Here is a 20,523-nt window from a genome sequence, read left to right on the forward strand (position 1 = left end):
CGGGGGCTCAGGGCAGGCGGACCCTGGCGGGACCACGATGCCGGTTTACCAGCCGGTACGGCACCACGGACCAGTCCGGGTACTCGCAGGCACGGGCGACACGCGGGAAGGACGGACCGAGGTACACGCCCTTCGGCGTCAGGTACCACGAAACGAACTGCCACACCGACGGGTCGGCGTAGTTGCATTCGTCGTCCTTCGCTGTCGGCATCATCATTTTCGGATACAGGCTCTTGAAGTGGTCGACCACCCATGGCGCGAACTGCTTGTCCCGGTAGCGGGAGAATGCGTCGAAATCGCGGGTATGGCCGTTGCCGCCACGCAGATAGCGTACCGGCTTGCCACGACCGAGCCAGAGGATGTCCTCGAGATCCAGCTCGCGACCGCTGGCGACGTCGAGCGTCATCGGATTGTCGGCGAAATCCGGATGCGCGCCGCCGCAATCATACCGGCTGAACACGCTGAGGCTCAGCACGGCCGGATTGATGAAGCGGGGCGTGACCTTCTGCGTCATCTCGCCACCGTGGCTGCGCGCGCCGCCAAGCTGGCATTCGTAATAGTTGCCGACACTCTGCCACAACCGGTTCATCAGCAGGCGGTTGATCCGCTTGCGGTCGCCTTCGGACCAGCCGTCAGTCAGCTGGAACATGCTGCTGCCGCTCCACGGGTCCTTCCACCACTGCAGGCCGTAGCCCATGAAACGCTCGTGGCTGCCCCGGTTGAACTGGTGGTCGGCCAGGCGCAGGAAGTCATACGGCGAGCGGACCCGCAGCCGGTGCAGATAGGGGCTGTCACGGTCGCCGTCCGGCAGCCGTGCCGGTGCCAGCGTGACCTTGTGCGTCTTGCCATGGTCCTGCCAGCGGCCCTGGAAGCGGTTGCCGCCGGCCGGATGCAGCACCAGCGCCGGCTGGCGGCGGCTGGCCTCGCGACCGGCCTGCTCGACCAGTTTCAGCTCGCCGCTGGCCTCGTTGCGCTGGCCGGCCAGCACGATGTCCTTGCGGAACTTGCGATAGAAATAGCGCCCCTCGACTTCGTTCTGGGCGTTCCAGTCCAGTTCCATCAGCACTGGCGCATCGCCGACGCGGCCTTCCAGCAGCAGCGGCGCGGCGATGGCCGGAGCGTGCAGCAGGGGCAGCAGGCAGAGAAGCCAGAGCGAGGGAATCTTGGGCATGGGCGGAAACCGGTTGGGCTAGTCGGCGTGCAGATCGTAAAGACGCGACACGGTGTCGATCAGATGGTCACGCTCGCCGCCACTGGCCTGGGTCAGGGCCGTGGTCGGGGCATGCAGCAACTTGTTGGCCAGCTGACTGGACAGGGCTTCCAGCACGGCTTCCGGCGATTCACCCCTGGCCAGCCGCTTCATTGCGGCGTCCAGCGCATGCCGGCGGACCCGCTCGCCATGGTCGCGCAGCGCGCGCACCACCGGGACGGCGCGACGACTGTCGATCCAGCTGACGAATTCGCGGGTTTTCTCGGTAATGATGGCCTCGGCGGCTTCCGCCGCCATCCGCCGCTCCTCGCGACCGGACTCGACCACCTGGGCAATGTCGTCGACGGTATAGAGGAAAATGTCCGCCAGATCGCCGACTTCGGCCTCGACGTCGCGCGGCACCGCCAGATCGAGCATGAACATCGGCCGGTGGCGGCGCAGCTTGATTGCGCGCTCGGCCAGGCCCTTGCCGAGAATCGGCAGCGGCGACGCGGTCGAGGTCACGATCACATCGTGATTGGCGAGAATGTCCGGCAGGTCGTTCAGCACCACGGCGCGGGCGCCGAACTGGCGTGCGAGTTTTTCGCCGCGCTCCAGCGTCCGGTTGGCGATGGTCATGCCGCGCGGCGTGTGCGCGGCGAAGTGGGTCGCGACCAGTTCGATCATCTCCCCGGCGCCGATGAACAGTACGTTCAGGTCGCGGATCGAGCCGAAAATCTGCTCGGCCAGCCGCACGGCGGCGGCGGCCATCGACACCGAGTTCGCCCCGATCGCCGTCTGGCTGCGGACTTCCTTGGCCACGGCGAAGGTACGCTGGAACAGCTGGTTCAGCAGGGTGCCGAGGCTGCCGGCGGTTTCCGCTGCGCGCACGGCGTCCTTCATCTGGCCGAGAATCTGCGTTTCACCCAGCACCATCGAGTCCAGCCCGCTCGCCACGCGGAACGCGTGCCGGGCTGCGGCCTCGGTGTTGTACACGTACAGGTACGGCTCCAGCCGGTCCACCGGCAGCTGGTGGTAGTTCGCCACCCAGGCCAGCGTGTCGCGCACATCCGGCGCGTTACAGTAGATCTCGGTGCGGTTACAGGTGGACAGGATCGCCACTTCGTTCGCTGCGTGCGCGCCCACCATGCCCGACAGCGCGTCCCGCAGCCGCTCGGCCGGGAAGGCGAGCTGCTCGCGGATGGCGAGAGGCGCGGTCTGGTGATTGAGGCCGAAGGCTACGAGCGACATGTACGCTGGTCTTGAGTGAATGAAGACGAATGGGTAAGGGCAAACATTCTAGCGTAAGCACGCCGGTTATGCCGGTCGAAGCGCGCAGCGGCAGCCGGCGCTGACGTCATTATCGACCCGGTCGCTGATCGTTGCCGGAGAAACCGCTTTTCACATGCAGTTTTTCGCGCTGCAACAATCGGTTAGAATCGTGCCCATTTTTCACGCCACGCCGCCCCCCCGCCGATGACTGCCCCCGAAGTCCACCGATTGCGCGAAATACCTTACAACTACACCTCGTTCTCCGATCGCGAGATTGTTGCCCGACTGCTGGGCGAGGAGGGCTGGCACATCCTCGACGAACTGCGCAGCGAACGCCGCACCGGCCGTTCCGCGCGCATGCTGTTCGAAGTGCTCGGCGACATCTGGGTGGTACAGCGCAACCCGTACCTGCAGGATGACCTGCTGGAAAACCGCCAGCGCCTGACGCTGCTGGTCGAGGCCATGCGCCACCGGCTGGCCGAAGTGTCCAAGCGCCGCGCCGGCAACGAGAAGGTCGGCCGCCTGCTGACCGGTACAGAGGCCGCCGTCGATGCGTTCGAGTCCGGTTTCGACCAGGCCGACGCACTGCGCCGCAAGATCCTGAAGCGCATGGCCGGCATCACCCGCAAGGACAACATCTGTTTCGATGGCCTCGCCCGCGTGTCGCACGCGACCGACGCCACCGACTGGCGGGTCGAATTCCCGTTCGTGGTGCTGAATCCGGACAGCGAGGAAGAAATCGCCCGCCTGGTCGCCGCCTGTATCGAGCTGGAGCTGACCATCATCCCGCGCGGGGGTGGCACCTGTTACACCGGCGGCGCCATTCCGCTGACGCCGTTCGCGGCAGTGATCAATACCGAGAAGCTCGACCGCCATCAGGGCGTCGAGTACCTGACTCTGCCCGGGCTGGACCAGCCGGTCGCCACCATCCAGTGCGGTGCCGGCGTGGTCACCAAGCGGGTGGCCGAGGCGGCCGACGCTGCCGGGCTGGTGTTTGCGGTCGACCCGACCTCGATCGAGGCGTCCTGTATCGGCGGCAACGTGGCGATGAACGCCGGCGGCAAGAAGGCCGTGCTGTGGGGCACCACGCTGGACAACCTGGCGTCGTGGCGCATGGTCGACCCGGACGGCAACTGGCTGCTGGTCGAACGTATCGGCCACAACCTCGGCAAGATCCACGATGCCGAAATGGCCAGCTTCCGCCTGACCCGCCATACGCCGGACGGCAAGCAGTTGCTGTCGGAACAGCAACTGGACATCCCGGGCCAGGCCTTCCGCAAGGTCGGGCTCGGCAAGGACGTGACCGACAAGTTCCTGGCCGGCCTGCCCGGCGTGCAGAAGGAAGGCACCGACGGCATCATCACCTCGGCCCGCTTTATCCTGCACCGGATGCCGGCGCACACCCGCACCGTCTGCCTGGAGTTCTTCGGCACCGTGGCCCAGGCGACGCCGGCCATCGTCGAGATCACCGACCTGTTCAAGCCGGGCCATGAAGGCGACGCTGCCGGCGTGAAGCTGGCCGGTCTCGAACATCTGGACTGGCGCTATGTGCGCGCCGTCGGCTATGCGACCAAGGCCAAGAGTCGTGGCCGGCCGAAAATGGTGCTGCTGGCCGACATCGTGTCCGACGACGAGAACGCGGTCGGCGACATGGCCAGCCGCATCGTGCGCATCGCCAATGCCCGCGTCGGCGAGGGCTTCATCGCCGTCACGCCGGAAGCGCGCAAGAAATTCTGGCTCGACCGCTCGCGCACGGCCGCGATCGCCCGCCATACCAATGCCTTCAAGATCAACGAGGACGTGGTGATCCCGCTGCCGCGTCTCGGTGATTATTCGGACGGCATCGAACGCATCAATATCGAGCTGTCGCTGAGCAACAAGCTGCGCCTGCTCGACGAACTGACCGAGTATTTCCACAGCCGGCTGCCGGTCGACAAGCTCGGCACCGATCTGCCGAGCCTGGAACTGATCGGCGATCGGCGTGAAACCGCGCTGGCGCTGATTGCCGAGACCCGCGCCCGCTGGCAGTGGGTCCTCGACCATCTCGATGCCCCGTTCGACGACTACCGCCAGCGCTATCCGCAGGCGCCGCTGGAGCCGGTCACCCCGCCGGAACCGCCGCATACGGTATTCCACGCGATGCGCGACTTCCTGCTGCGCGTCAGCTTCAAGCGCGAACTGCTGGCCGAGTTCGAGGCGCATTTCGGCGGCAACACCGATGCGTCCATTCTCGCCGCGATCCGCGCCATCCACGCCCGCATCCTGCGTGGCCGGGTGTTCGTCGCGCTGCACATGCACGCCGGCGACGGCAATGTGCACACCAACCTGCCGGTCAACTCCGACGACTACCAGATGCTGCAGACCGCCCATCGCGCCGTCGAACGCATCATGGCGCTGGCGCGCGGGCTGAACGGTGTCATTTCCGGCGAGCACGGCATCGGCATCACCAAGCTGGAGTTCCTGTCCGACGAGGAAATCCGCCCGTTCGTCGAGTACAAGCAGCGGGTTGACCCGCACGGCCGCTTCAACAAGGGCAAGCTGCTGCCCGGCGCCGACCTGAAGAACGCCTATACGCCGTCGTTCGAACTGCTCGGCGCGGAAAGCCTGATTCTCGAACAGTCCGAGCTCGGCTCGATCTCGGACATGGTCAAGGACTGTCTGCGCTGCGGCAAATGCAAGCCGGTGTGCGCAACTCATGTGCCGCGCGCCAATCTGCTGTACTCGCCGCGCAACAAGATTCTCGGCGTCGGCCTGCTGACCGAGGCGTTCCTGTACGAGGAACAGACCCGGCGTGGTGTCAGCTTCAAGCATTTCGACGAGCTGTCCGACGTGGCCGACCACTGCACCGTCTGCCACAAGTGCGCGAACCCCTGTCCGGTCAAGATCGACTTCGGCGATGTCACCATCGCCATGCGCAACTTCCTGCGCCGCACCGGCAAGAAGAAGTTCAATCCCGGCACCTTCGCCGCCATGGCCTTCCTGAACGCCAAGGACCCGGCGACGATCAAGACCCTGCGCCGTTCGATGATCGGCTTCGGTTACAAGGCGCAGCGGCTGGGCGTGAAGGTTGCCGGTTCGCTGGGGCTGACCCGCTCGGTTATCGAGGCACCGCCGGCCACGGTCGGCCGCCCCGACGTCAAGGCACAGGTGGTGCACTTCTTCACCAAGCCGATGCCCGGCAATCTGCCAAAGAAGACCAGCCGCGCGCTGCTCGACATCGAAGATCCGGCCGTGGTGCCGGTGATCCGCAATCCGCAGCAGGCGGCCGAGGACAGCGAGGCAGTGTTCTACTTCCCCGGCTGTGGCTCCGAGCGTCTGTTCAGCCAGGTCGGCCTCGCCACCCAGGCCATGCTGTGGCATGTCGGCGCCCAGACCGTGCTGCCGCCCGGCTATCTGTGCTGCGGCTATCCGCAGAACGCGACCGGCAACGGCGACAAGGCCGACGTCATCACGACGGAAAACCGCGTGCTGTTCCACCGCGTCGCCAATACGCTGAACTACCTCGACATCAAGACGGTGGTGGTCAGCTGCGGCACCTGCTACGACCAGCTCGACAAGTACCAGTTCGACAAGATCTTCCCCGGCTGCCGCATCATCGACATCCATGAATACCTGCTGGAGAAGGGCGTCCACATTGAGGGACTGGCCGGGGTGCAGTATCTGTACCACGACCCGTGCCATACGCCGATGAAGACCCAGCAGCCGATCAAGACCGTCAACGGTCTGCTCGGTGGCGGCGTGGTGCAGAGCGAGCGCTGCTGCGGCGAGTCCGGCACCCTGGCGGTGTCGCGCCCCGACGTGTCGACCCAGCTCCGCTTCCGCAAGGAAGAGGAGATCAACCGGGCGCGCGATATCGCGGCGGAAAAGGCCGGCGAAGCGGCGCAACAGGTCAAGATCCTGACCAGTTGCCCGTCCTGCCTGCAGGGGCTGTCGCGCTATCAGGACAGCACCGGCATTGAAGCCGACTATATCGTGGTGGAAATGGCCAAGGCGGTGCTCGGTGACAACTGGATGGCCGACTATGTCGCCCGGGCCCGCGATGGCGGCGTGGAACGGGTGCTGCTGTAGACCGGTGCGATCGGGTGGCCTCCGGGCCACTCAATCGACGAAGATCTCGATCCGTTCCTTGCCTTTGCCGACGTTTTTGCGTTTCAGCGTGATCCGGCCGATTTCGCCGGTACGGCGCAGGTGGGTGCCGCCACAGGGCACCCGGCCGACGCCGGCGATTTCCCAGTAGCGCCGCTCGGCCGCTTCGTCGCTGAAGGCGCTGACGATCGGCTGATCGGCCGCGACCAGGCTCGCCAGGGCCGGTTCCAGCGCGGCGAACAGCACGCTGATATTGCTGTCATGCAGAAAGTCGATGCGCGCCTTGTCGGCGGCAATGTGAGCGCCGATCTTGCCGATGCCCGGCACCCGGGCGCTGACCAGCTCCAGCACGATCTCGGCGGCGAAATGCAGTCGCATCAGCCGGTAACGCCGGTCCCAGTCGATCTCGATCCGTGCCGGGTCGCCGGCGTTCAGCCCGTGCCCGTCCGCCAGCGTATACACGATGTCGCGCCCGGCCTTGCGTGCCGCCAGCACCGGCTGCCCGGCCAGTGTGCCGCTGTCGCTTTCCTGCCCGCCCGACTCCGCGTAGAAGATCGTCGCCTCGACGGTCACCTCGTTGCCGTTTACCGTCGCCACGCGGGTGTCGAGCCCGGTGCAGTACGGGTCCTGCCAGAATGCCTTGACGGTCATGCTCGCTCCTGCCGGGCCTGTGCCCGCTTTTTCCTATCGTCGTTCGGCGTCGCCCTGCCAGACTTCGCCTTCCACCAGTACCGAATGCGCCGGGCCGGCCAGCCACAACTGCCCGTCCTGGATTGTCGCCTGCAACTGCATCCCGCGCTGGGTCAGCGTGGTCAGCTGCGCCAGCGTGTCCGGCGGGATGCTGATCACGGTCAGGTTCTCCAGCCGGCTGACCTTGCTCTGCATGCCCTGCCACCAGACGTCGGCGGCACGACCGCCATAGCAGTACAGCCAGACCCGGTCGGCGCGGGCGCAGGCTTTTTTCAGCCGCTTCTCGTCCGGCTCGCCCAGATCGATCCACAGTTCGATCTCGTCGCCGTAGTTCTTCTGCCACAACTCGGGCTCGTCATCGGCGATCAGGCCCTTGGTAAAGGCCAGCCGCTCGCTGGCGTGCAGCGCGAACACGGCCAGTCGCAACATCATCCGTTCGTCGGTTTCCGACGGATGACGGGCCAGCGTCAGGCTGTGGCTGGCGTAATAGCCCCGATCCATGTCGGAAATATCGAGATCGGCTTTGAAAATGGTGGCTTTGAGCGCCATGGGGACTTCCGGGCAAAAGATCGAGTTTACCGGTCCGCGCGGCTTGCCGCCTTGTCTTGTGTGCCATGCTGGCGCGTTCCCGGCTTCCGTGGCAGGGTTTGCCACCCTGATATTGTCATTCCGGAGCCGCCATGCCGTCCCCCAGACTGGAAATCCACTATTGCACCCAGTGCCGCTGGCTGCTGCGCGCCGGCTGGATGGCGCAGGAACTGCTGACCACCTTCAGCGACGGCGAACTGGCCGAAGTCGCGCTGATTCCCGCGCGCGGCGGGCTGTTCCGCATTCTGCTCGATGGCGAGCAGCTATGGGATCGCAAGGAAGAAGACGGCTTTCCGGATATCAAGACCATCAAGCAGCGCGTGCGCGACCGCCTGTTTCCGGACCGCCCGCTCGGCCACAGCGACCGGCCCGGCAAGGCCGAAGCCGACTGAAATCGGGACCGGCCAGCAGTTGACGCCCAAGAATGGTGCCATGTGGTCGATATAGCGGATATTGGAAACAGCTAGAGAATGCCATGCTGATCAACACCAACACCGCCCAGACGACCGCCGCCCAGAGCGCCAGTGCCAAAACCGACGCGACGGCATCGGCGCAGGCGCAACGCCAGAGTGTGCTGGCGCCGCTGGTCGAGGATGTGCGTGTCACGCTGAGCAACGAGGCACGCAAGGCCAGTCTGTCGCTGAACACGCTGAGTCGCACCACCAGGAGTCAGGCCAGCGAGCAGTCCAAGGCCATGGCACGCCAGCGGCTGGAGCAGTTGAAGGAACGCGTGCGCCTGATGCGCCAGTTGATGATCGGCATGACGCCGGCACAGAAGAAGGCCATGGCGCCGCAATTGAAGGAAATGGCGCGCGAGCTCAAGCAGATTGCCCAGCAGCTCGGCCAGTCGAGCGGGGACTCGTCGTCGGCCAGCAGTGGCAGCGTGTCCGGTGGCAGCAGCGATGGCGGGGCGTCGGCCAGCGCCAGTGCCGATGCCTCCGGCGCGGCCTCAGCCGCCGCAGCGGCCGAGACCGGTGGCGAGTCCGCCGGCGCAGGCGATGAGGCTGCCGCGCAGGCCGCCGCCGAGGTGCCGGTCGACAGCGAGCCGGCTGCCGCCACCAGCGACGAGGGCGGCGAGGAAGACGGCAGCAGCGGCAACGACACCGGCAAGGAAGCCGCCACTGCGGCTGCGGCAGGCACCGCCGGCGCCACCGCCACCCAGGCCGAGCAGGACGCGAACCGCGCCGCCGGCACTGATCAGACCTCGCGGATTTCGCTGTCGCCGTCCAGTGAAAAGAAGCTGAACCTGTCGCCGGAAGATGCGGCCAAGATCCGCGAAGTCATGCAGATGCTGCGCAATATGGTCAAGGATGTGCGCCGCGCCGCGCCGAACGACGCTTCGGCGCGCGATGCCGACAAGATCCTCGCCTCGCTGAACGAGTCGATGTCCGGCGCCGGCATCAGCATCAATATCAAGGCTTGACGCGCGACAGCGGCAGTTCGTGATAATCCTCGCTGCGCGGCATGTCATCGAAGATGGCCTGCAGCTCGGCCGGCGGAGTGGTCAGTTTGCGCGTCGACAGGTCCAGCCACGCGCCGGCGACTTCGTAGTGCGCCGCCAGCTTGCCGTCGTCGCGTACCATCTGCTGACGCAGTACCCAGCGCTGATGGTCCGCTGACGAGGCCACCAGCACCACGTCGATATCCAGTCGCATGCCGAGTTTCACTTCGCGCAGATATTCGGTCGTTTCCTTGAAAATGACCGGACCGAATCCAAGCTGGAAAAAGCGGTCCGCACCGAAGCCGGCATCCTGCAGCCACTCCAGGCGGGTATGGGTGCACAGATCGGCGTAGGCGGTATGCCGCATGTGCTGGTTGGCATCGATATCCGACCAGCGGATCTCGACCTGTTTGTGATATCGGGACATGAACGGCCTCCAAAAAAGAACGGTCGTGCTATTTTTATGTGAGACGGAACGAAAGGGCAAGCCATTTATGAGCAAGGGCGATGACACCCGGGCGCTGATTCTGCGCCAGGCCAGCGATCTGGCCAGCGAAGTCGGCATCTCCGGTCTGACGCTGGGTGCGCTGGCCGAACGCAGCGGCCTGTCGAAAAGCGGCCTGTTCGCCCACTTCGGGTCCAAGGAAGAGCTGCAACTGGCCACGGTCCGCGCGGTGCAGGCACGCTTTGTCGACGATATCGTGCGCCCGGCACTGGCGCATCCGCGCGGTCTGGTGCGCCTGCGCGCGCTGTTCGATGGCTGGCTGCAGTGGATCGCGCACGGCCCGTTTGCCGGCAGTTGCCCGCTGCTGGCTGCCGCCTCCGAGTTCGACGACCAGCCAGGGCCGATCCGCACCGCACTGGTCGACGGCCAGATCTGGCAGCGTGATGCACTGATCCGCGCCCTGGAGCTGGCGATCGCCAGCGGCGAGCTGCCGCCGGCTTTCGACTGTGTGCAGGCCGCCTTTGAGCTGCGCGGGCTGCTGTATGCGGCGCATCACGACCTGCGCCTGCTCAATGACCCGCGCGGCATCGACCTGGCGCAGCGCGGCTTCGAGCGAGTGATCGCCGCCCGGCCTGGCGATCAGTAGCCGACGGTAAAGCGCTGGCGATGGTGGCGCGGCGTTTCCGCCTCGTCGACCAGTGCCACTGCCAGATCAGCCACGCTGATTCGCGCCGGACCGGCTTCGCCCATCAGCACCTGGTCGCCCCCCACGCGGTACTGGCCGGTGCGCGTGCCCGGTTCCAGAAACACCGGCGGCGACAGGAACACCCAGTCGAGCACGCTTTCCTGACGCAATTCGGTCAGCACATCGCGCGCACCGAGCGCACCCTGCTTCCATTCGGCCGGAAAATCGTCGGTATCGACCAGTTGCACGCCCGGGGCGATTTCCAGGCTGCCGGCGCCGCCGACCACCAGGTAACGCGCGACGCCAGCCTGTTTGACGCCGGCGGCGATGGCGCGCGAACCGGAGACGAACTGGGCGTAGATATCCGGGTTGCCCCAGCCAGGATTGAAGGCACTGAGCACGGCGTCGTGGCCGGCCACGGCGGCGGCGACCTGCGCCGCATCCTGCGCATCGGCACGGACGGCATGCAGTTGTGGGTGTTGCGGCAGCTTTTCCGGGTGACGGACCAGGGCCGTCACCTGATGGCCACGTTGCAGCAATTCGGTCAGCAGCGCGGTGCCGACAAAGCCGGTGGCGCCGATCAGGGCGATTTTCATGAATGTCTCCAGTAAGTTCCAGGTGATGATGCATGGTAGACCCTTGACACCGGGCTGATTAGCCGTCGACATTCGCTTTATCTGTTTAGCAGGACTTAACAATGGACGCGCTGCGCAGCATGGCGATCTTCGCCACCGTGGTCGAGCAGGGATCGATGCGCGCCGCCGCGCGCGTGCTCGGCATCACGCCGTCGGCAGTCAGTCAGCAGATCGCCCAGCTGGAGCGCGATTGTGCGGTCACCCTGCTGTACCGCACCACGCGCAAGCTGACCCTGACCGAGGCCGGGCAGATGTTCTACGACGGCTGCGCCGACATGCTGGCGGCGGCACGGCGGGCCCGGACGCGGCTGGCCGAGCTGCGCGACACACTGAACGGCGAGCTGCGCATGACTGCCCCGGTCGGTTTTGTCGGCCGGATGATCAGCGACGCGCTGGCGCCGCTGCTGGCGGCCAACCCCGGCCTGACCCTGACCCTGATCGTCAGCGATGAACGCATCGACCTGATCGGCGAGCGCATCGATCTCGCGCTGCGGGTCGGGCAACTGGAAGACTCGACCCTGATCGCCCGCCAGCTGGCGCGCTGCGACAGCCTGCTGGTGGCCTCACCGGCCTACCTGGCGCGCCATCCGCCCTTGCTGACGCCGGAACAGCTGGTCCGGCACACCTGGCTGCTGCTGGATGTCGGTCAGGGCGCACAGATGCCCGGCTTCAGCGGTCCGGATGGCCAGACCTTCACCCTGCGGGTCGAACCCCGGGTCCGCAGCAACAATATCCTGCAGGTACGTTCCTTCACCTGTGCCGGGCTCGGGCTGTCGGTGCAGCCGGAAACGGAGATTCGCAACGAGCTGGCGCGCGGCGAACTGGTGCGCGTGCTGCCGGGCTGGAGCCTGCCGCAGATGGGCATCTACGCGGTCACGCCGCGCCGGGACGCACAGCCGGCCAAGGTCCGCCACGCCATCGCCGCGCTGCAGGACTATTTCGCCCGGCAGGCAGGCTGACGCCAGCGCTCAGCGCTGCTGCCAGAGCGTGTTCACTTGCTGCGAGGCCGCGTCATAGTTGCGGCGCGCCTGCTCCATTTGCAGTTGCGCCGCGGACAATTCGTTCTGCGCCGTCTGTTGCGCATTCTGCGCATCGATCAGCCGTTTGTCGGCGGTGTCCTTGGCCGTGGTGGCGGTCTGCAGGCGACGCTCGGCATTGCTCATGCCGTCGCGCGCCTGCTGGAACACGACCTGGGCACGATAGATCTGGTCTTCAATCGGCGGATTGGCCGCATGGACGGCCAGCGTGGCGCCGGCCAGCAGTCCGGCGAGGCAAAGTTTCTGGATCATGGCGGGGCCCTGGAGAAAGAGGAATCACTGTAGCAGAACCCCGCCGGCAGACAAATCGGCAGCCCCGGCCGCCACCGGCTTGTGCATTTCCTTCATTTGCACAGCATTTTTAAATGTTTGTCGTTTGCCGGGGGGCAGCGAATGATCACGGACCTGAATTCTGCATCCGGACCGAACGCGTCATGACCCCGATTTCCCCCGCCGCCACGCCATCGTCGTGGCCACACCCCCCCTCCCTCGACGCACTGGAAGCCCGGCTGCGACAGGATCTCGACTGGCTGTGCCGCCCGGCAAAAGCCTGGGTACCGTCCCGCGGACGCGGCGTGCTCGACGTAGCCATCATCGGTGGCGGCATGGCCGGGCTGACGCTGGCCGCCGCGCTCAAGCACCAGGGCATCCAGGCGATTGCCTTCGACCGTGCGCCGCAGGGTTTAGAGGGGCCGTGGGCAACCACGGCGCGCATGGAAACCCTGCGCTCGCCAAAGGAACTGACCGGCCCGGCGCTCGGTCTGCCGGCCCTGACCTTCCGCGCCTGGTACGAAGCGCAGTTCGGACTGGCGGCCTGGCAGGCCCTGGACAAGATTCCGCGCCTGCAGTGGATGGATTACCTGCGCTGGTATCGCCGCGTGCTGGAGCTGGACGTACGCAACCGCCAGCGGGTGGTCGACGTGCGACCGCGCGCGGACGGCAAGCTGGTCTCGCTGCAGCTGCGCGACGAGCAGCAGCAGGACCGGCCGTATGAAGTACTGGCCCGGCACGTGGTGCTGGCCACCGGCCATGACGGCCTCGGCGGCCCCTGGCTGCCGGACTGGGCCGCACAATTGCCGCGCGACCGCCGGGCCCATTCCTCGGACGACTACGACGTCGCCGCACTGCGTGGCCGGCGGGTGGTGGTCATCGGCGGCGGCGCCTCGGCCATGGACAGCGCCGCCACCGCGCTGGAAGCCGGTGCCGCGCGCGTCGATCTGCTGATCCGCCGCGATGACCTGCCGCGCATCAACAAAAGCAAGGGTGCCGGCAGCCCGGGCATGCTGCACGGTTACTGGCAGCTGGCCGACGAGTGGAAATGGCGCTGGCGTCACTACATCAACGAGCAGCAGATTCCGCCACCGCACAACAGCACGCTGCGCGTGTCGCGCCATGCCAATGCCCATTTCCATTTCGGCACACCGGTGCGCTCGGCGTCGCTGCGCGCCGACGGCGCCCTGCGGCTGGACACCGCCCGGGGACCGCTGGCGACCGACTTCGTGATTTTCTGCACCGGCTTCCGCACCGACTGGCAGCAGCGGCCGGAATACGCCGCCATCGCGCCGCATGTGCGACTGTGGCAGGACCGCTACCAGCCGCCGGCCGGGCTGGAAGACGCCGAGCTGGCCGGTTCGCCGGACGTGGGCAGCCTGTTCGAGTTCCGGCAGAAGACCGATGGCGCCTGCCCCGGTCTGGAACGCATCCATGCCTTCTGCTACCCGGCCGCCCTGTCCCAGGGCGCCGGTGCCGGCGACATCCCGCAGATCAGTGTCGGCGCCCAGCGCCTGGCCGAGGGGCTGGCCGCCAGCCTGCTGCTGGAAGATGCGCCGCTGCACTTCGCCGCGCTGCAGCACTATGACGATCCGGAGCTGCTCGGCAATGAATGGACGCCGGCCGCTTTCCCGGTCTACGAGGATGACAGCGAGCTGGTGTCGTGACCGCACGCAGCATGAAAAATGGCCAGGCCCGCATCCGGTGATGCGGGCCTGGCCATTGGTGTGAATGCCGCAGTACTCAGACGACGGCCGGCGCCTCCGGCTCGCCCAGGCTCAGCATCAGCCGGTTGGCCCAGTTGAAGAATGCGGCACCATGGATGACGTCGGCAATGGCCAGGTCGTCCAGCCCGGCCGCGCGCAGCCGTGCGGTCTCCGCCGCACCGAAGGTCGACGGGGTGGCCGACAGCGCGATCGATGCGGCGACGATGGCGTTCCAGCGTTCCCCCAGATCCGCCCTCACGCCGTCATCGAGCAGACGCTGCACGTCGTCGTCACGGTGCGAGAAATGGGCAGCGAAGCGCGCATGGACCGATGCGCAGTACAGGCAGCCGTTGTAGCGCGATGTCGCCGCGGCCGACAGTTCGCGCTCGGCGCGCGGCAGGCCGGCATCCGGGTTGTAGAAAATGTCCTTGTCGGTCCGGGTGCGCGCGCCAAGGGTGTCCGGGTCGCGCGCCAGCAGGCGGAAGTACGCCGACCTGGCCCGGGCGGCATCGACCAGCCCGGCGCGGTGACGATCGGTCAGTTCCGCTTCCGGCAGCGGTTCCAGCCACGGCAGCCATTCCAGTTGGTCACGGGTAAAGGCCAGCGGCGGCCGGTTGTCCGGATGGGTCAGCAGGGTGTCGGTCATGCCAGGGCTCGCTGCGGGGAAAGGTGGGCGGCCAGGACCTGCAGGCCGGAAACGACGCGGATCTGGAAGGCCAGGAAGGCCACGATCTGCGCCAGGATGACGATGTCGGTCGCCGACCAGCCGGTGTCGAGCAGTGCCTGCAGATCGGCCGCTGCCGCGTCACGCGGATGGAACACCAGCAGGTGCGCATGCCCGAAACCCGCCGCCAGGCGCTCGCCCAGCAGCAGGCGCTGCGCCGGGTCGGCCCGCCAGCGCGGCCCGTCGACATCCTCGACGCTCAGCGGACCGGCCGGATAGTGCCCGTACGGGCCCTGGCCTGCCGCCTGCGCCGCGATGGCCGCGACAGCGACCGCCAGCCCGGCATCCCGTTGCGCCAGGGCGTCGGCGTAAAAGCGGGCAGCATCGCCCTGGCGATGCAGGGCGGCGACAAAGGCGGCAATGGCGAAACGTTCATCGGCATCAACCTGGCCGGGCACCGGCGCGGCCGGCGCGAACAGCGCCAGATAACTCTGCTGCGCGTGCAGTCGCGCCTGCGGGCGCTGCGAGCGCAATCGGTCGATGGCGTCGCCCGGCAGGACGCCGGCCAGCTGGTCAATGACATCGGAAGGGGGAGATAAGGTCATGCGGCTTCCAGGCAAGGTGAAGGATGAAGGACAGGGCGCGGATGGCCCTGACCGGGAATGGCGGCCAGCAGCTCGCGGGTGCAGTCGCTGCCGGGGCGGAGGAACACGTCCACGACCCGGCCGCAGTCGACCTGGCGGCCGCCGTGCAGCACCGACACCGTGTCGGCGATCTGCCTGACCACTGCCAGGTCGTGGGAAATGAACAGATAGGTCAGGCCGAGGTCGCGCTGCAGGGTCTCCAGCAGGTCGAGGATCTGCGCCTGCACCGTGACATCGAGCGCCGACACCGCCTCGTCCAGCACCAGCACCCGGGGGTCCAGCACCAGTGCACGGGCAATGGCCACCCGCTGGCGCTGGCCGCCGGACAGTGCATGCGGATAGCGCGCCAGCACCGCCGGCGGCAGGCCGACCCGCGCCAGCATGTCGCGCACCTTGCGTTCGCGTACGGCGCGCGGCAGTGGTTCGAAATTGAGCAGCGGCTCCTCGATAATGCGGAACACGGTCTGACGCGGATCGAGCGAGGTAAACGGGTTCTGGTAGACCAGCTGGATCCGGCGGCGGAATTGCCGCAGCGCCTCACCGCGCAGGGTGGCCGGATCGATGCCGTCGATCCGCACCCGGCCCGATGTCGGGCGCAGGAAGCCGGTCACATTGCGCAGGGTGGTGGTCTTGCCGGAGCCGGACTCGCCGACAATGGCGTGGGTCGTGCCACGGCGGACACGGAACGACACCCGGTCGACCGCACGGAAGCGGTCATGGCGACCGTCCGACGCGAATTCGTGCACCAGTTCATCGACCTCGATGGCGATATCGTCGTCATCACCGGACACGGCGGGCCGGAACGCCGTCGTCGACAACGACGGGGCATCGGCCAGCAGCTTGCGGGCATAGGCGCTTTGCGGATTGCGCAGCAGTGCGGCCGTCGGGCCCTGTTCCTGGATGCGACCGTTCTGCATCACCACCAGCCGGTCGGCGCGGTCGGCCGCCACGCCGAGGTCATGGGTCACCAGCAGTACGGCGGTGCCCTGCTCGCGGCGCAGGGAGTCGATCAGGTCGAGGATGCGCCGCTGCACCGTCACATCCAGTGCGCTGGTCGGCTCGTCGGCAATGATCAGCGCCGGCCGCAGCGCAATGGCAATCGCGATCAGCACCCGCTGCTTCATGCCGCCGGACAACTGGTGCGGGTACTGGCGGGCGCGCCGTTCCGGCTGTGGCAGGCCGACGTGGGCCAGCAGTTCAATGACCCGGGCGGCGATCGCCTTGCGGTCGCCGTGACGGTGAATGCGCAGGATTTCCGCCACCTGCTCGCCGATGGTCAGTACCGGATTCAGCGAACTGGTCGGGTCTTGCGGGATCAGGCTGAGCACGCGGCCGCGGATGCTGTCGAAGCGCGCCGGCGACCAGCCGGCGATATCGGTGCCATTCAGCCGGATCGCGCCCTGCTCCAGCCGGCCATTGCCGGCCAGCAGGCCGATCACCGCCTGCGCCGTGGTGGTCTTGCCCGAGCCGGACTCGCCGACCAGGGCCACCACCTCGCCGGGACCGACCGAGAACGACACCTCGTGCACCACGCGCCGGCACTGGTCACCATCGCGATAGCTGATGGACACCTGGTCGAGTTCAAGCACCGGAACCGTCATGACAACTCCTTTCTCATGCCCACGCTGATGCGGTTGGCCGCGACCACCACCGCCACCACCAGCAGGCCGGGTACCGTCGTCAGCCACCAGGCGCTGGCGATGTAGTTGCGGCCCTCGGCAATCAGCAACCCCCATTCCGGCGTCGGCGGCGGAGCGCCGTAGCCGAGAAAGCCCAGGGTGGAGATCGACAGGATGGCCGAGCCGAACTGCAGTGCCGCCAGCGCAATGACCGAGGTCAGCGAATTGGGCAGCACATGCCGCCACAGCACGGCGGAAAAGCGGCCCCCGCTGCCGAATGCCGCCTCGACATAATCCGAACGGCGCACGCGGACGCTTTCCGAGCGCGCCAGCCGTGCGAAGCTGGCCACCGAGGCGACGCCAACGGCAATGGCCGCATTCAGGGTGCCGAAGCCGAGCAGAATGATGATGCTAAGCGACAGCAGCAGCGCCGGCACCGACAGCAGGACATCGACGATGCGCATGATCACGGCATCAGTCCGGCCACCGAGCGCACCGGCAATCAACCCGAGCAGGGTGCCGAACAGCAGCCCCACCGCCACGGCGACAAAGGCGCCGGACAGCGAATGGACGGCGCCGTACACCAGCCGGGCATACAGATCGCGCCCCAGCGCATCGGTGCCCAGCAGATGACCGGCGCCGGGCGCCAGCAGTTGCTGGCCGGCCACGCCCTGGGTCGCGCTGTGAGGTGTGAACAGGCCCGGCGCCAGCGCCCACAGTGCGACCAGCAGCATCACCAGCCAGGCCAGTGCCAGCGTCGGCGGCACCCGGCGCAGCCGGGCTGCGGCACGCTGCAGGACAGGGCGGACGGCACGTCCGCCGGAAGAGGTCAGCGCGACACGCGCCAGAAGTGGGGTATTCATGATGCGGCTCCCGCCTCGCGGCGCAATCGGGGATCGAGCACCGGCAGCAGCAGATCCACGATCAGGTTGATAACGACAAAGACGGTGGCGGAAAACACGACAATGGCCTGCAGCACGGCCGTGTCCTGATTGCCGACCGCCTGCTGGGTCAGGCTGCCGAGGCCGTTGAGACCGAACACGGCCTCGGTGACTACCGCGCCGGCCAGCAACTCACCGAACAGGATGCCGGCCATGGTCAGCGTCGGCGGCACCGCATTGCGGGCTACGTGCCGCCACAGCACGCCGTTGCGCGTGGCGCCCTTGGCCCGCGCCACGGCGACGAACGGTTGCGTCAGCACCTCGTCGATATTGCGCATCAGGATCTGGGCCAGCGGCGCCGAAATCGGCAGTGCCAGTGTCAGTGTCGGCAGGACCAGCCCTTCCCACGGGCCGGGATTGATGACCGGAATCAGCCCGAACCGGAACGAGAACACCTGGATCAGCATGATGCCAAGCCAGAACACCGGCACCGAAATGAACAGCGACGGCAGCGAACGGATGACCTCGCGCAGCCACGCGCCACGCGCGGAGGTCGACAGGACGGCCAGCACCACCGCCAGCGCCGCCGCCAGCAGGAAGCCCAGCCCGGCCAGACGCAGCGTCGGCGGCAGGCTGGTGGCCAGGCTCTGGCTGACCGGCACGCCGGCCTGCACCGAGTAGCCGAAATGACCGCCGAGGAAGTTGACCAGCGTATGCAGGTACTGTTCCGCCAGCGGGCTGTCCGCCCCGTAGGACGCACGGATGTCGGCCACCTGCTCCGGGCTCAGTCCGAGGTCCGGATTCAGGAACTTGATCAGGATCGCGTCACCGGGCAGCGCCTGCAGCAGCAGGAACGACAGGGTGAAGGTCGCCCACAGCACCAGCAGCGCCTGGCCCAGCCGGCCCGGCAGGGAATGGCTTGTCGACATGCAGGCTCCTTCCGGTCAGTGTGGCGCAAGCCAGGTGGTGTAGAAGCTCGGCCGGCCGACCGCCTCGAAGGTGGTATCGCGGACCCATGGCGCACCGGCATAGACCTGCGGCTCCTCGAAGATCGGGATCACGTAGGCCTGATCGATCAGGTAGCGCTGCACCTCGCCGACCAGCGCCAGCCGCTGCTTGCGGTCGGTTTCCGCCGCGATATCGTCCAGCAGGCGGTTGAGCCGCGCATCTTCGAAGGTCCGGACCTTGTCGCTGACGCCACCCTTCTGCAGCAGCGCATTGCGGTTGCCCGGGTAGTACTGGCTCTTGATCACGTCGGGATCGGCACGGCCGACCATGGTCGGATAGACCGGCGCCTTTTCCGGATCAAGGTTGTCCAGGGTCTTGCTGCCGGCATCGCCGGCCACGATGTCGAGCCGGACCCCGACCTTGCGCCACTGTTGCGCCACCAGTTGCAGCATTTCCTTGTTCTGCGGCTGTGGCAGCGACTCGTAGGCGGTCAGCGCCAGTGTTTTGCCCTCCTTGTGGCGCAGCCCGTCGGCACCGGTCAGCCAGCCGGCCTCGTCCAGCAGCCGTTTTGCCTTGCCGTCGTCGAAGCCGAGGCTGGCCGACAGGTCGACATGACCGGCCGCACCGGCCGCGATGACCGAGGTCGCCTGTGGATAATTGGCCGAGTACAGGGTCTGGACGATTTCCCTGGCATTGGTCGCGTGCAGCAGCGCCTGGCGCACGCGCAGGTCGGCCACCAGCGGATTGTCGGGACGGAAGTTGATGCTGTTGTTGACGCCGCGCGTCGCCGCGCCATACACCGGGAACCGCTGCGCCTGCACCCGCTTCTCGTCATAGGCCTGGATCTGGCGGATAAAGCCGGCCTGACCGGCCAGCAGCGCGCCGATGCGCACGCTGTCCTCCGGCGTGACCACCACCTTGATCGCATCAAGCCGCGCCCGGCCCTGATGCGCCAGTCTGACCGGCCCCCAGCGGTAGTCCTTGCGCGCAGTCAGCGTCAGCTCCTTGCCCAGCGTCTCGCTGCTGACCACGAACGGACCGGAACCGATGATCCGCGTCGCGTCACCCAGCTCCTCGAACGGCCGCGCCAGTGTCGCCGGCGATACCAGACCGGAGCCGATGACCGATGTCGCCTGCAGGAATCCCGGCGACGGCTTGCGGAAGTGGAACCTGACCGTCAGCGGGTCGAGCACCTCGCTGCGCTCGTAGTTGTTGATCGCCTCGGATACCGGCTGCTTCAGCGCCTTGTTGCCGAGCCCGTAGGTATCGAAGTTCTTCGCCACCGCGGCCGCATCCAGCGGCGAACCGTCGGAGAAGGTCACGCCCGGGCGCAGCTTGAACGTGTACTCGGTCACCTGGTCGTTGACCGTCCACGACTCGGCAATCCACGGCTCGATCTCCAGCGTGGCCGGATTCTGCCAGGTCAGCTTGTCGGTGATCTGGTTCAGGATGCCGCCGTTCGGGTAGAAGCCCCCCGCTGGCGGATACAGACTGGTATGCGGCTGCTGCTCCAGATAGACCAGCGTGCCACCACTGGCCGGCGCCGCCCCCTCGGCAGCTGGCGCCTCCACCGGCTTCGAGCACGCCCCCACCAGACCGGCCATGGCCACGGCGGCAATGGCGCTCACGACCCCGGTACGCTTGCTGAAAAACACGTTCATTTCTTTCCCTGACAACAACAGTCGAAGGAAAGTCATGCTACCGGACCCATATAACCTTGCTG

The 20,523-nt window shown here is 67.0% G+C and carries 19 protein-coding genes; 6 read left to right on the top strand and 13 right to left on the bottom strand.

The features are described 5' to 3' along the window. Positions 1-7 precede the first annotated feature (7 nt). Positions 8-1,171 carry a hypothetical protein gene (locus Q352_RS0105870; RefSeq protein ID WP_036385469.1) on the bottom strand — a complete coding sequence of 388 codons (1,164 nt, stop codon included), beginning with the start codon at positions 1,169-1,171 and terminating at the stop codon, positions 8-10. Between the two features lie 18 nt (positions 1,172-1,189). Further along, entirely contained in the window at positions 1,190-2,440 is a 1,251-nt protein-coding gene (gene hemA, locus Q352_RS0105875; protein ID WP_028498534.1) for a glutamyl-tRNA reductase, read from the bottom strand. 225 nt (positions 2,441-2,665) lie between these two features. Between hemA and Q352_RS0105880 the strand changes: the two genes are divergently transcribed. Beyond that, complete coding sequence (locus tag Q352_RS0105880) at positions 2,666-6,529, top strand: DUF3683 domain-containing protein (protein ID WP_028498535.1); 3,864 nt, start codon at positions 2,666-2,668, stop codon at positions 6,527-6,529. Between the two features lie 30 nt (positions 6,530-6,559). On the opposite strand, the gene Q352_RS0105885 is transcribed toward Q352_RS0105880, so the two are convergent. Next, positions 6,560-7,198, bottom strand: a complete 639-nt coding sequence (locus Q352_RS0105885) for an alanyl-tRNA editing protein (RefSeq protein ID WP_028498536.1) — start codon at positions 7,196-7,198, stop codon at positions 6,560-6,562. Positions 7,199-7,231: 33 nt separating this feature from the next. Then, positions 7,232-7,786, bottom strand: a complete 555-nt coding sequence (locus Q352_RS0105890; protein WP_028498537.1) for a YaeQ family protein — start codon at positions 7,784-7,786, stop codon at positions 7,232-7,234. A 131-nt stretch (positions 7,787-7,917) separates the two neighbouring features. On the opposite strand from Q352_RS0105890, the gene Q352_RS24025 reads away from it, so the two are divergent. Both Q352_RS24025 and Q352_RS22190 read left to right on the top strand, forming a co-directional pair. Next, complete coding sequence (locus tag Q352_RS24025) at positions 7,918-8,217, top strand: Rdx family protein (protein ID WP_028498538.1); 300 nt, start codon at positions 7,918-7,920, stop codon at positions 8,215-8,217. A gap of 83 nt (positions 8,218-8,300) precedes the next feature. After that, positions 8,301-9,248: a hypothetical protein gene (locus tag Q352_RS22190; protein ID WP_028498539.1), complete on the top strand. Its 948-nt coding sequence runs from the start codon at positions 8,301-8,303 to the stop codon at positions 9,246-9,248. Here the strand turns inward: Q352_RS22190 and Q352_RS0105905 are convergent. After that, on the bottom strand, positions 9,238-9,693 hold the full coding sequence (locus tag Q352_RS0105905) for an acyl-CoA thioesterase (RefSeq protein ID WP_028498540.1): 456 nt from the start codon (positions 9,691-9,693) through the stop codon (positions 9,238-9,240). The two genes, Q352_RS22190 and Q352_RS0105905, sit on opposite strands and share 11 nt — an antisense overlap. A gap of 67 nt (positions 9,694-9,760) precedes the next feature. Here Q352_RS0105905 and Q352_RS0105910 point away from each other — a divergent pair, with 67 nt between their 5' ends. Next, positions 9,761-10,357 (top strand): TetR/AcrR family transcriptional regulator, encoded by a 597-nt coding sequence (locus Q352_RS0105910; RefSeq protein ID WP_028498541.1) that lies wholly within the window; start codon positions 9,761-9,763, stop codon positions 10,355-10,357. Here Q352_RS0105910 and Q352_RS0105915 read toward each other — a convergent pair. Beyond that, positions 10,351-10,992 carry an NAD(P)-dependent oxidoreductase gene (locus Q352_RS0105915; RefSeq protein WP_028498542.1) on the bottom strand — a complete coding sequence of 214 codons (642 nt, stop codon included), beginning with the start codon at positions 10,990-10,992 and terminating at the stop codon, positions 10,351-10,353. The two genes, Q352_RS0105910 and Q352_RS0105915, sit on opposite strands and share 7 nt — an antisense overlap. A 101-nt stretch (positions 10,993-11,093) precedes the next feature. On the opposite strand from Q352_RS0105915, the gene Q352_RS0105920 reads away from it, so the two are divergent. After that, positions 11,094-11,990, top strand: a complete 897-nt coding sequence (locus tag Q352_RS0105920; RefSeq protein WP_028498543.1) for a LysR family transcriptional regulator — start codon at positions 11,094-11,096, stop codon at positions 11,988-11,990. Between the two features lie 9 nt (positions 11,991-11,999). On the opposite strand, the gene Q352_RS0105925 is transcribed toward Q352_RS0105920, so the two are convergent. Next, a complete protein-coding gene (locus Q352_RS0105925; protein WP_028498544.1) occupies positions 12,000-12,320 on the bottom strand; it encodes a hypothetical protein in 321 nt (106 codons plus the stop codon). Positions 12,321-12,502: 182 nt separating this feature from the next. On the opposite strand from Q352_RS0105925, the gene Q352_RS0105930 reads away from it, so the two are divergent. Continuing rightward, entirely contained in the window at positions 12,503-14,005 is a 1,503-nt protein-coding gene (locus Q352_RS0105930) for a SidA/IucD/PvdA family monooxygenase (RefSeq protein WP_028498545.1), read from the top strand. A gap of 76 nt (positions 14,006-14,081) precedes the next feature. Here the strand turns inward: Q352_RS0105930 and Q352_RS0105935 are convergent, their stop codons facing one another. Genes Q352_RS0105935 through Q352_RS0105960 form a run of 6 tightly spaced genes read right to left on the bottom strand, consistent with a single transcriptional unit; the run spans position 14,082 to position 20,461 of the window. Beyond that, entirely contained in the window at positions 14,082-14,690 is a 609-nt protein-coding gene (locus Q352_RS0105935) for an alkylhydroperoxidase domain protein (protein WP_156952482.1), read from the bottom strand. Beyond that, complete coding sequence (locus Q352_RS0105940) at positions 14,687-15,313, bottom strand: CMD domain protein (protein WP_028498547.1); 627 nt, start codon at positions 15,311-15,313, stop codon at positions 14,687-14,689. The genes Q352_RS0105935 and Q352_RS0105940 overlap by 4 nt, the downstream gene beginning before the upstream one ends. After that, on the bottom strand, positions 15,310-16,953 hold the full coding sequence (locus Q352_RS20035; RefSeq protein WP_051528717.1) for a dipeptide ABC transporter ATP-binding protein: 1,644 nt from the start codon (positions 16,951-16,953) through the stop codon (positions 15,310-15,312). Before Q352_RS20035 ends, Q352_RS0105940 begins: the two co-directional genes overlap by 4 nt. After that, positions 16,950-17,834: an ABC transporter permease gene (locus tag Q352_RS0105950; protein ID WP_084299897.1), complete on the bottom strand. Its 885-nt coding sequence runs from the start codon at positions 17,832-17,834 to the stop codon at positions 16,950-16,952. Before Q352_RS0105950 ends, Q352_RS20035 begins: the two co-directional genes overlap by 4 nt. Continuing rightward, on the bottom strand, positions 17,831-18,781 hold the full coding sequence (locus tag Q352_RS0105955) for an ABC transporter permease (protein WP_028498549.1): 951 nt from the start codon (positions 18,779-18,781) through the stop codon (positions 17,831-17,833). Before Q352_RS0105955 ends, Q352_RS0105950 begins: the two co-directional genes overlap by 4 nt. Positions 18,782-18,796: 15 nt before the next feature. Continuing rightward, positions 18,797-20,461, bottom strand: a complete 1,665-nt coding sequence (locus Q352_RS0105960) for a TIGR04028 family ABC transporter substrate-binding protein (RefSeq protein ID WP_084299899.1) — start codon at positions 20,459-20,461, stop codon at positions 18,797-18,799. Positions 20,462-20,523 lie beyond the last annotated feature (62 nt).

The organism is Microvirgula aerodenitrificans DSM 15089, from assembly GCF_000620105.1.
Lineage (GTDB): Bacteria > Pseudomonadota > Gammaproteobacteria > Burkholderiales > Aquaspirillaceae > Microvirgula > Microvirgula aerodenitrificans.

Coding starts and splice junctions, on each gene's coding strand:
- Q352_RS0105960 (WP_084299899.1), bottom strand. CDS start 20,461: ATGAACGTGTTTTTCAGCAAGCGTACCGGGGTCGTGAGCGCCATTGCC.
- hemA (WP_028498534.1), bottom strand. CDS start 2,440: ATGTCGCTCGTAGCCTTCGGCCTCAATCACCAGACCGCGCCTCTCGCC.
- Q352_RS0105955 (WP_028498549.1), bottom strand. CDS start 18,781: ATGTCGACAAGCCATTCCCTGCCGGGCCGGCTGGGCCAGGCGCTGCTG.
- Q352_RS0105910 (WP_028498541.1), top strand. CDS start 9,761: ATGAGCAAGGGCGATGACACCCGGGCGCTGATTCTGCGCCAGGCCAGC.
- Q352_RS0105925 (WP_028498544.1), bottom strand. CDS start 12,320: ATGATCCAGAAACTTTGCCTCGCCGGACTGCTGGCCGGCGCCACGCTG.
- Q352_RS0105870 (WP_036385469.1), bottom strand. CDS start 1,171: ATGCCCAAGATTCCCTCGCTCTGGCTTCTCTGCCTGCTGCCCCTGCTG.
- Q352_RS24025 (WP_028498538.1), top strand. CDS start 7,918: ATGCCGTCCCCCAGACTGGAAATCCACTATTGCACCCAGTGCCGCTGG.
- Q352_RS22190 (WP_028498539.1), top strand. CDS start 8,301: ATGCTGATCAACACCAACACCGCCCAGACGACCGCCGCCCAGAGCGCC.
- Q352_RS0105885 (WP_028498536.1), bottom strand. CDS start 7,198: ATGACCGTCAAGGCATTCTGGCAGGACCCGTACTGCACCGGGCTCGAC.
- Q352_RS0105890 (WP_028498537.1), bottom strand. CDS start 7,786: ATGGCGCTCAAAGCCACCATTTTCAAAGCCGATCTCGATATTTCCGAC.
- Q352_RS20035 (WP_051528717.1), bottom strand. CDS start 16,953: ATGACGGTTCCGGTGCTTGAACTCGACCAGGTGTCCATCAGCTATCGC.
- Q352_RS0105950 (WP_084299897.1), bottom strand. CDS start 17,834: ATGAATACCCCACTTCTGGCGCGTGTCGCGCTGACCTCTTCCGGCGGA.
- Q352_RS0105905 (WP_028498540.1), bottom strand. CDS start 9,693: ATGTCCCGATATCACAAACAGGTCGAGATCCGCTGGTCGGATATCGAT.
- Q352_RS0105920 (WP_028498543.1), top strand. CDS start 11,094: ATGGACGCGCTGCGCAGCATGGCGATCTTCGCCACCGTGGTCGAGCAG.
- Q352_RS0105935 (WP_156952482.1), bottom strand. CDS start 14,690: ATGACCGACACCCTGCTGACCCATCCGGACAACCGGCCGCCGCTGGCC.
- Q352_RS0105940 (WP_028498547.1), bottom strand. CDS start 15,313: ATGACCTTATCTCCCCCTTCCGATGTCATTGACCAGCTGGCCGGCGTC.
- Q352_RS0105930 (WP_028498545.1), top strand. CDS start 12,503: ATGACCCCGATTTCCCCCGCCGCCACGCCATCGTCGTGGCCACACCCC.
- Q352_RS0105915 (WP_028498542.1), bottom strand. CDS start 10,992: ATGAAAATCGCCCTGATCGGCGCCACCGGCTTTGTCGGCACCGCGCTG.
- Q352_RS0105880 (WP_028498535.1), top strand. CDS start 2,666: ATGACTGCCCCCGAAGTCCACCGATTGCGCGAAATACCTTACAACTAC.